Annotated in this window: 8 protein-coding genes; all 8 read left to right on the top strand. The window is 70.8% G+C overall.

All coding sequences use genetic code 11. The features are described 5' to 3' along the window. Positions 1 to 165: 165 nt before the first annotated feature. Genes BL254_RS09040 through nuoK form a run of 8 tightly spaced genes read left to right on the top strand, consistent with a single transcriptional unit; the run spans position 166 to position 9,399 of the window. The gene (locus BL254_RS09040) at positions 166 to 1,665 is read left to right on the top strand and encodes an NADH-quinone oxidoreductase subunit D (protein ID WP_076843053.1); all 1,500 of its coding nucleotides are present in this window, start codon (positions 166 to 168) and stop codon (positions 1,663 to 1,665) included. Then, the gene (gene nuoE, locus BL254_RS09035) at positions 1,665 to 2,462 is read left to right on the top strand and encodes an NADH-quinone oxidoreductase subunit NuoE (RefSeq protein ID WP_076843052.1); all 798 of its coding nucleotides are present in this window, start codon (positions 1,665 to 1,667) and stop codon (positions 2,460 to 2,462) included. The genes BL254_RS09040 and nuoE overlap by 1 nt, the downstream gene beginning before the upstream one ends. A gap of 2 nt (positions 2,463 to 2,464) precedes the next feature. Further along, positions 2,465 to 3,775 carry an NADH-quinone oxidoreductase subunit NuoF gene (gene nuoF / locus BL254_RS09030; RefSeq protein ID WP_047221545.1) on the top strand — a complete coding sequence of 437 codons (1,311 nt, stop codon included), beginning with the start codon at positions 2,465 to 2,467 and terminating at the stop codon, positions 3,773 to 3,775. Positions 3,776 to 3,780: 5 nt separating this feature from the next. Next, on the top strand, positions 3,781 to 6,303 hold the full coding sequence (locus tag BL254_RS09025) for an NADH-quinone oxidoreductase subunit G (protein WP_047221546.1): 2,523 nt from the start codon (positions 3,781 to 3,783) through the stop codon (positions 6,301 to 6,303). Beyond that, positions 6,300 to 7,655, top strand: coding sequence for an NADH-quinone oxidoreductase subunit NuoH (gene nuoH / locus BL254_RS09020; protein ID WP_076843051.1), 1,356 nt, complete (start codon positions 6,300 to 6,302; stop codon positions 7,653 to 7,655). Before BL254_RS09025 ends, nuoH begins: the two co-directional genes overlap by 4 nt. A 3-nt stretch (positions 7,656 to 7,658) precedes the next feature. Further along, positions 7,659 to 8,273, top strand: a complete 615-nt coding sequence (gene nuoI / locus BL254_RS09015; protein ID WP_047221547.1) for an NADH-quinone oxidoreductase subunit NuoI — start codon at positions 7,659 to 7,661, stop codon at positions 8,271 to 8,273. Then, positions 8,270 to 9,103, top strand: a complete 834-nt coding sequence (locus BL254_RS09010; protein WP_047221548.1) for an NADH-quinone oxidoreductase subunit J — start codon at positions 8,270 to 8,272, stop codon at positions 9,101 to 9,103. The genes nuoI and BL254_RS09010 overlap by 4 nt, the downstream gene beginning before the upstream one ends. Continuing rightward, complete coding sequence (gene nuoK, locus BL254_RS09005; protein WP_013875148.1) at positions 9,100 to 9,399, top strand: NADH-quinone oxidoreductase subunit NuoK; 300 nt, start codon at positions 9,100 to 9,102, stop codon at positions 9,397 to 9,399. Before BL254_RS09010 ends, nuoK begins: the two co-directional genes overlap by 4 nt. The last annotated feature ends 296 nt before the right edge of the window (positions 9,400 to 9,695 follow it).

Genomic DNA, 9,695 nt, shown 5'->3' with positions numbered 1-9,695 from the left:
CGGTACGGCAGATCTGTTCGGTACGGCAGATCTGTTCGGTACGGCAGATCTGTTCGGTGCAGCAGATATGGCCGGTACGAGTGCGCTGTCCGGCACGAGCGCCGTGGCCGGTGGCTCGCGGCGGCGTCGTTCCACCCCGTGTCGTCTTTGTCTACGAGGTTCGTTATGACCCACACGTTCGACACGTCAGCCGCGTTCACCTCCGCGGCCGGCTCCACCACATCCGCCGGACCGCCCGTCGACGACGCTCCCGGATACGACAGCACTTCCGGGCGCGACAGCGCCTCTGAGCGCGGGGGCGCTCCTGGACAGAACAACGCTCCTGGGTACGACGACGCTCCCGGATACGGCGACGCCTACGAGGCCGGCTTCACCGAGTCGGCGGGGGAGCGGGTCTACACCGTCACCGGCGGTGACTGGGAGCAGGTGATCGGCGGCGAGGACTACTCCGAGCGCCTCACCGTCAACATGGGTCCCCAGCACCCGTCCACGCACGGGGTGCTGCGGCTCGTCCTGGAGATCGAGGGCGAGACGGTCACCCGGACCCAGGTCGTCATCGGCTACCTGCACACCGGGATCGAGAAGAGCTGCGAGTTCCGCACCTGGACGCAGGCGGTCACCTTCCTCACCCGCGCCGACTATCTCGCGCCGCTGTTCAACGAGACGGCCTACTGCCTGGCGGTGGAGAAGCTGCTCGRCATCACCGACGAGGTCCCCGAGCGGGCCACGGTCATCCGGGTGCTGGTGATGGAGCTGCAGCGGATCGCCTCGCATCTGGTGTGGCTGGCCACCGGCGCCATGGAGATTGGGGCCACCACTGGGATGATCTTTGGTTTCCGGGAGCGGGAGAAGATCCTCGACCTCCTGGAGACGATCACCGGGCTGCGGATGAACCACGCCTACGTCCGTCCCGGCGGGCTGGCCCAGGATCTTCCAAACGACGTCGTGCGCGACATCCAGGCCTTCCTCGTCGACATGCCCAAGCGGATCAAGGAATRTCACGCCCTGCTGTCGGGGCAGCCGATCTGGAAGGGCCGCATGGTCGACGTCAACTACATCGACGCGGCCAGCTGCATCGCGCTCGGCGTGACCGGCCCGGTGCTGCGTGCCGCCGGGCTGGAGTGGGACCTGCGCAAGACCATCCCGTACTGCGGCTACGAGACCTACGAATTCGACGTCCCCACCTCGCTGGATGGCGACTCCTACGCCCGCTACCTGTTGCGGCTGGAGGAGATGGGCGAGTCGTTGAAGATCGTTGAGCAGTGCCTCGACCGGCTGAAGCCCGGTCCGGTGATGGTCGCGGACAAGAAGATCGCCTGGCCGGCCCAGCTGTCGATCGGCACCGACGGGATGGGTAACTCCCTCGACCACATCCGCACGATCATGGGTACCTCGATGGAAGCCCTGATCCACCACTTCAAGCTGGTCACCGAGGGTTTCCGGGTGCCGGCCGGGCAGGTGTACACGGCCGTGGAGTCGCCTCGCGGCGAACTGGGCTACCACGTGGTCAGCGACGGCGGCACCAGGCCGTACCGCGTCCACGTCCGGGAACCAAGCTTCGTCAACCTGCAGGCRGTCCCGGCGATGACCGAAGGCGGACAGGTCGSGGACGTGATCGTCGGCGTGGCCTCCGTCGACCCAGTCCTGGGGGGAGTTGACCGGTAGTGCCGCTCACCGAAGAAACCCGCGCCGCGGCAGCGGACATCATCGCACGGTACCCGTCCGGGCACTCCCGGTCGGCACTGCTGCCCCTGCTGCACCTCGTGCAGGCCGAGGACGGCTGTGTCACCTCCGAGGGGGTGGAGTTCTGCGCCTCCCTGCTCGGCATCACCCAGGCCGAGGTGAGCGCGGTCGCCACCTTCTACACGATGTACAAGCGCCGGCCCGTCGGCGACTGGCTGGTGTCGGTGTGCACCAACCTCTCCTGCGCGCTRCTCGGCGGCGAGGAGGTCTACGCCCGTCTCTCGCAGGAGCTCGGGGTCGGGCACGACCAGACCACCGCGGACGGCACGATCACCCTTGAGCACGCCGAGTGCCTGGCCGCGTGCGACTACGCGCCGGTGCTGACCGTCAACTACGAGTTCTTCGACCAGGTCGACCCGCAGTCCGCGAGCGAGATCGTGGAGGCGCTGCGACGCGGCGAGCGGCCGGCCCCGACCCGGGGCGCGCCGCTGTGCACGTTCGCCGAAGCGTCCCGGCAGCTCGCAGGCCTCCCCGACCCGCGGCCCGAGGCGGTCGCCGGTCCGGGCGTGGGCGAGCCGTCCGTGGCCGGGCTGTTGGTCACGGGCACCGCCGACGCCACGGCCGCCGGCCTGGCCGGCAGCACCGCTGCCAGGGGCGCTCCGGCCAACGGCACCCCCGCCAAGGCTGCCCCGGCCAGAGCCGCCGCGACCAAGGCCGCTTCGGGTAAGGCCACGCCGGCCGGCGCCGCGCGGACCGACGATTCGACGAAGGGGAGCTGACCATGCCGGTCACCCCGGTCCTCACCGGACGCTGGAACACCCCCGAGTCCTGGACGCTGGCCGTCTACGAGAGCACCGACGGCTACCAGGCGCTGCGGCAGGCCCTGGAGCTCGGCCCGGACGACATCATCAAGATTGTCAAGGACTCCGGACTGCGCGGCCGCGGCGGCGCGGGCTTCCCCACCGGGATGAAGTGGAGCTTCATCCCGCAGGGCGACGACAGGCCGCACTACCTGGTCATCAACGCGGACGAGGGCGAGCCCGGCACCTGCAAGGACGCGCCGCTGATGACGGCCGACCCGCACTCGCTGGTGGAGGGCATCATCATCGCCGCCTATGCGGTGCGGGCCCACCGCGCCTTCATCTACCTGCGCGGGGAGCTGGTGCACTGCGGACGCCGGCTGCGCGCCGCGGTCGCCGAGGCGTACCGGGCCGGCTATCTCGGCCGCGACATCCTCGGCAGCGGCTTCGACCTGGACCTGGTCGTCCACTCCGGGGCCGGCGCCTACATCTGCGGTGAGGAGACCGCGCTGCTCGACTCGCTGGAGGGCCGCCGCGGCCAGCCCCGGCTGCGCCCGCCGTTCCCGGCGACCCACGGGCTGTACGCGTCCCCGACCGTGGTCAACAATGTGGAGACCATCGCCACCGTTCCGTTCGTCATCCGGCGCGGGGTGGAGTGGTTCCGCTCGATGGGCCGGGAGCGCTCGCCGGGGCCGAAGATCTACAGCCTGTCCGGGCACGTGACCCGCCCGGGCCAGTACGAGGCGCCGATGGGGACCACTCTCGCCGAGCTGCTGGAGCTCGCCGGCGGCATCCGCGGTGGACGGCGGCTGAAGGCGTGGACGCCCGGCGGTTCCTCGACGCCGATGCTCACCGCGGACCATCTCGACGTCCCACTGGACTTCGAGGGGGTCGTCGAGGCCGGCTCCCTGCTCGGCACCGCCGCCATCATGATCATGGATGAGACCGTGGACATGCTGAAGGTCGTCCGGCGGCTCACCCAGTTCTACGCGCACGAGTCCTGCGGCAAGTGCACGCCGTGCCGCGAGGGCACCACCTGGATGGTCCAGATCCTCTCCCGGCTCGAACGTGGCCAGGGCGACGCCGAGGACGTCGACACCCTCGTCGACGCCTGCGACAACATCTTCGGCCGGGCCTTCTGCGCGCTCGCCGACGGCGCCACCTCGCCGATCGTCTCCGGGATCAAGTTCTTCCGGGACGAGTTCGTCCCGGCCACCCCCACCGGCGCCACCGGACCCACCGCCACCGACCGCGTCGCCGGCACACCGGACGCCCTCGCGGGAGCTCACTGATCACTATGACAACCGTGTCGAAGAGCAGCGCCTCGCAGCCGCCGGCCGAGCCCGCGCCGCCGGATCTCGTCACCCTGACCATCGACGGCATCGCGGTCAGCGTCCCGAAGGGGACACTGATCATCCGGGCGGCCGAACTGCTCGGGATCGAGATCCCGCGGTTCTGCGACCATCCGCTGCTCGACCCCGTCGGCGCCTGCCGGCAGTGCATCGTCGAGGTCGAGGGTCAGCGCAAGCCGGTCGCCTCCTGCACGACCACGGTCGCGGCCGACATGGTCGTGCGCACCCAGCTCACCTCGCCGGTGGCGCAGAAGGCGCAGGCGGGGACGCTGGAGTTCCTGCTGCTCAACCATCCGCTGGACTGCCCGGTCTGTGACAAGGGCGGCGAGTGCCCGCTGCAGAACCAGTCGATGGCGGGCGGCGGCGCCGTCTCACGGTTCCGGGAGGCCAAGCGGACCTACCCGAAGCCGGTCGCCATCTCCAGCGAGATCCTGCTCGACCGGGAGCGCTGCGTGCTGTGCGCGCGCTGCACCCGGTTCTCCGCGCAGATCGCCGGCGACCCCTTCATCGAGCTGTTCGAGCGGGGCGCCAACGAACAGGTCGCGATCAGCGAGGACGAGCCGTTCCAGTCCTACTTCTCCGGCAACACCGTGCAGATCTGCCCGGTGGGCGCGCTGACCAGCGCGGCCTACCGGTTCCGGGCCCGGCCGTTCGACCTGGTGTCCACCCCGACCGCGTGTGAGCACTGCGCGGCCGGCTGCGCGCTGCGCACCGACCACCGCCGCGGCAAGGTCCGGCGCCGGCTCGCCGCCGACGACCCGGCCGTCAACGAGGAGTGGAACTGCGACAAGGGCCGGTTCGCCTTCACCTACGCCGACGGCGCCGACCGGCTGCGCACCCCGCTGGTCCGTGACGACGCCACCGGGGAGCTGGTCGAGGCGTCGTGGAGCGAGGCGCTGGCCTTCGCCGCCCGCGGGCTGGCCGAGTGCCGGGACCGCCACGGCGTCGGCGTGCTCGCCGGCGGCCGGCTCACCCGTGAGGACGCCTACGCCTACGCCAAGTTCGCCCGCGTCGCCCTGCGCACCAACGACGTGGACTTCCGGGCCCGGCCGCACTCGGCCGAGGAGGAGGCGTTCCTCGCCCACGCGGTCGCCGGCACCGGCATCGGGGTCACCCACGCCGACCTGGAAGCCGCGCCCGGCGTCCTGCTGGTCGCGCTCGAGCCCGAGGAGGAGGCGCCGACGATCTTCCTGCGGCTGCGCAAGGCCGCGCGGAAGCAGACCGCGGCGATCTTCTCGCTGGCCCCGCTGGCCACCCGCGGGCTGTCGAAGATCTCCGGGACGCTGCTGCCGGTCGTCCCCGGAGCCGAAGCCGCCGCCCTGGCCGCCCTGGCCGGGCCGGTCAACAGGATTCAGGACGGGACCCAGTCCGCGGCGGCCGCCGCGCTGCGCGCCGACGGGGCGGTGATCCTGGTGGGGGAGCGTGCCGCGCAGGCCCCCGGGACGCTGACCGCGGCGCTGCGGCTGGCCGAGGCGACCGGTGCGCGGCTGGCCTGGGTGCCGCGCCGGGCCGGGGAGCGCGGCGCGCTCGCCGCCGGCGCCCTGCCGTCGCTGCTGCCCGGCGGGCGCCCGGTGGCGGATCCGGTGGCCCGCGCCGAGGCCGAGGAGATCTGGGGCGCCGCCGTCCCGGCTGGGCCCGGCCGGGACACTGCGGCGATCCTCGCCGCCGCTGCCGCCGGTGCGCTCGACGGGCTCGTCGTCGCCGGGGTGGACGTCCACGACCTGCCCGACCCGGCCGCAGCCCTGGAGGTGATCGCCTCCGTGCCGTTCTGCGTGTCCCTGGAGGTGCGCGCGTCCGCGGTGACCGAGGTCGCCGACGTGGTCCTGCCGGTCGCGCCGGTGGCGGAGAAGGCGGGCTCGTTCGTCAACTGGGAGGGACGCCTGCGCGCGTTCCAGCGGGCCCTGGACACCACCGCGCTGCCGGACCTGCGGGTGCTGCACATCCTGGCCGCCCGGATGGGGATCGCCCTCGGTGTGGACGACCCCGGGGTGGCCGCGCGCGAGCTGGCGAGGTTCGGCCGTGCCGGCGCCGGGATCAACCGCGTTCCAGCGCCGGCGGCCGAGCAGCCCGCGCTGCCCGAGCCGGCACCGGGCCAGGCGGTGCTCGCCAGCTGGCACCATCTGATCGACGACGGCCGGCTGCTCGACGGCGAGCCCTACCTCGCCGGGACGGCCCGCCCGCCGCGGGTCAGGCTGTCCGCGGTGACGGCCGGTGCGATCGGCGCGGTCGACGGCGCGTCCGTCAGTGTCAGCACCGGCCGCGGCACCATCACCCTCCCCCTGGAGATCACTTCGATGCCCGACCGGGTGGTGTGGCTGCCGGCCTTCTCGCCGGGCTCCCACGTCCGTGCCTCGCTCGCCGGGCGCGCCGGCGAAGTGGTGAACATCAGTGTGGCCGCCGGCGCCCCGGACGACGGCCATGATCTTGTCGACGCCGTCGCGGGCAGCGGCGCGGAAGGCCGGTCATGAGCTACTCACCCTCGTTCGCGCCGGTGCTGGCGGCCGGTGCCACCGACCCGGACCTGGCCGTCTTCGGCGACGACCCGTTCTGGCTGATCCTGCTCAAGGCCGTGGCGGTCTTCGCCTTCCTGCTGCTGACAACGCTGTTCGCGATCGTGTTCGAGCGCAAGGTCGTGGCCCGGATGCAGCAGCGTGTCGGCCCCAACCGGCACGGCCCCAAGGGCTGGCTGCAGAGCCTCGCCGACGGCGTGAAGCTCATGCTCAAAGAGGACATCATCCCGGTCCTCGCCGACCGGCCGGTCTTCATCCTCGCCCCGATCGTCTCGGCGATCCCGGCGTTCCTCGCGTTCGCGGTGATCCCGTTCGGGCCCGAGGTGTCGATCTTCGGTGAGCACACCAACCTGCAGCTCGCGGACCTGCCGGTGGCCGTCCTGTTCGTGCTGGCCGCCTCGTCGCTGGGCGTGTACGGGCTGATCCTCTCCGGCTGGGCGAGCGGGTCGACCTACCCGCTGCTGGGGTCGCTGCGCTCGGCGGCACAGATCATCTCCTACGAGGTCGCGATGGGGCTGTCCTTCGTCGCGGTCTTCCTCAACTCCGGGACGCTGTCCACCTCGGGCATCGTGGAGGGCCAGAGCCACTGGTGGAACGTGGTGCTGGTGCCGTCCTTCATCATCTACTGCATCGCGATGGTGGGTGAGACGAACCGGACGCCGTTCGACCTGCCCGAGGCCGAAGGCGRGCTGGTCGGCGGTTTCCACACCGAATACAGCTCGATCAAGTTCGCGTTCTTCTTCCTCGCCGAGTACATCAACACCGTGACCGTGTCCGCGGTGGCGACGACGCTGTTCCTCGGCGGGTGGCAGCCGCCGCCGATCCCGTACTTCTCGCACTTCGACACCGGCTGGTTCCCGGTGATCTGGTTCGTGCTGAAGCTGCTGGCGTTCCTGTTCCTGTTCATCTGGCTGCGCGGCACGCTGCCCCGGCTGCGCTACGACCAGTTCATGGCGTTCGGCTGGAAGGTCCTGATCCCGGTCGGGCTGGTGTGGCTGCTCGCCGTGGCGACCTTCAAGGTCTACCGGGAGAACGTCACTGACCGGACGCCGTGGCTGATCGGCTTCGGGATCGCCACCGGCATCCTGCTCATCATCACGATCATCGATCCCGGTGCGCGCAAACACCGGGAACGCCTTGAGGCCGCCGAACAGGAGCGCATCCGTAACGCGCCCAGTCTGGACCGGATCCCGTGGCCGCCGCCCGCCGGTACGGCCGGCGCGGCCGGCCGGCCGCCGTCCGTCACCGGTCCGGACCGATCGTCGTCCGCCACCGTCATCGTCGCGGGTGGACCGCGGCAGGAGAGCTGAGCCATGGGGATCCTCGACCCGTACAAGGGATTCGGCGTCACCTTCTCGACCATGTTCAAGAAGCCGACGACCGAGCAGTATCCGGAGGAGAAGAAGCCGACCGCGCCTCGTTTCCACGGCCGCCACCAGCTCAACCGGCATCCCGACGGGCTGGAGAAGTGTGTCGGCTGCGAGCTGTGCGCGTGGGCCTGCCCGGCCGACGCGATCTACGTGGAGGGCGCGGACAACACCGACGAGGAGCGTTACTCCCCCGGGGAGCGGTACGGGCGCGTCTACCAGATCAACTATCTGCGCTGCATCCTGTGCGGTCTGTGCATCGAGGCGTGCCCGACCCGGGCGCTGACCATGACCAACGACTACGAGCTCGCCGACGACAGCCGGTCGGATCTCATCTTCACCAAGGAGCAACTGCTCGCCCCGCTGGGCGAGGGGATGACAGCGCCGCCGCATCCGATGTACCTCGGTGACAGCGAGACGGACTACTACCGGTTCGACCCGAACCGCAGCGGCCCCTTCGACGCATCCGGCCTTGCCGCTACGGGTGCCGGCAAGGCTGCGGGCAAGGCCGCCGACGCCGACGTGGCCGGTCGGGACAGCGAACCGGAGCCGGTCCGATGAGCGCGCAGATCCTGGCGCAGGCGGCGGGGGAGATCACCCGGACGTCCACCGGCGAGGCCGCGACGTTCTGGGTGCTCGCCCCGGTGGCGGTGCTCGCGGCACTGGGCATGGTGCTCGCCCGCAACGCCGTGCACGGGGCGTTGCTGCTGGTGACGAACTTCTTCTGTCTGGCCGTCTTCTACCTGTTGCAGGACGCCCCGTTCCTCGGCTTCGTGCAGATCGTCGTGTACACCGGGGCGATCATGGTGCTGTTCCTGTTCGTGCTGATGCTGGTCGGGGTGGACTCCTCCGACTCCCTGGTGGAGACCCTGCGCGGTCAGCGGGTGGCCGCGATCGTCCTGGGAGTCGGGTTCGCCGGGCTGCTGGTGTTCCCGATCGGCGGAGTGATCAACAACGGCACCACCGCGGCCGGGCTCACGGCCGCCAACGACGGCGGCAACATCCAGGCGATCGCCCGCCTGCTGTTCACCGACTACGTGCTCGCGTTCGAGATCGTTTCCGCGCTGCTCATCATCGCCGCGGTCGGCGCCATGATCCTCGGGCACCGGGAACGGGTCGACGGCAAGGTGACGCAGCGGGAGATGCTGCGGCGTCGGTTCGCCGAGGGAGGCCGAGTCACGCCGATTCCCGGACCGGCCGTCTATGCCCGGCCCGAGGGCACCCGGCTGCCGGCGGGCCTGCCCGGCGGTGGCACCGATCCCGGCGCGGGCCAGGGCGCCAGGGAGGGCTGCGGGGACATCGAGGGCAACGGCGACGGCGACAACGGCGCCGGGGCACACGCCCGCGGGAATCCACGTCCGGTYGGGGCCGGGAAAGGGACGGACCGGTGAACCCCTCGAACTATCTGATCCTCGCCGCACTGCTGTTCACCATTGGCGCGGTCGGCGTCCTGCTGCGCCGTAACGCGATCGTCGTCTTCATGTGCGTCGAGCTGATGCTGAACGCGGCGAACCTGACCCTGGTCACCTTCTCCAGGATCAACGGCACCCTGGACGGCCAGATCATGGCGTTCTTCGTGATGGTGGTGGCCGCGGCCGAGGTGGTCATCGGCCTGGCAATCATCCTCACGATCTTCCGAACCCGCCGGTCCGCCTCGGTGGACGACGTGAACCTGCTCAAGTACTAGCCAGTTCCCCAGGTGTGCCACCGGTGACGACCTCACCAGGCGCCGGTGGGACGTGGTGGCCGGAACCCCGGTCACGGCAGAACGGACGATGAGTGCAGTGACGCATACACCCCACGGCTATACGCACCGTGTCGTCACATGTGGTGTCACATGTGGTGCCGGCGCGTCTGGCGGCAGGGCATCCGATGGCCGTGCATCCGACGGCCACCTGCCAGACGAGCACCTTCCTGGTGGCCACCTGCCTGACGGCCGCCTCTTCGATGAGTATCTCTCCGCTGACCACCTCCTCAGTGACC

Origin of the sequence: Protofrankia sp. BMG5.30 (assembly GCF_001983005.1) — a bacterium.
GTDB lineage: Bacteria > Actinomycetota > Actinomycetes > Frankiales > Frankiaceae > Protofrankia > Protofrankia coriariae.
The sequence above is the reverse complement of the archived record's forward strand: the minus strand, read 5'-3'. Positions and strand labels throughout refer to the sequence as shown.

Coding starts and splice junctions, on each gene's coding strand:
- nuoF (WP_047221545.1), top strand. CDS start 2,465: ATGCCGGTCACCCCGGTCCTCACCGGACGCTGGAACACCCCCGAGTCC.
- BL254_RS09025 (WP_047221546.1), top strand. CDS start 3,781: ATGACAACCGTGTCGAAGAGCAGCGCCTCGCAGCCGCCGGCCGAGCCC.
- nuoI (WP_047221547.1), top strand. CDS start 7,659: ATGGGGATCCTCGACCCGTACAAGGGATTCGGCGTCACCTTCTCGACC.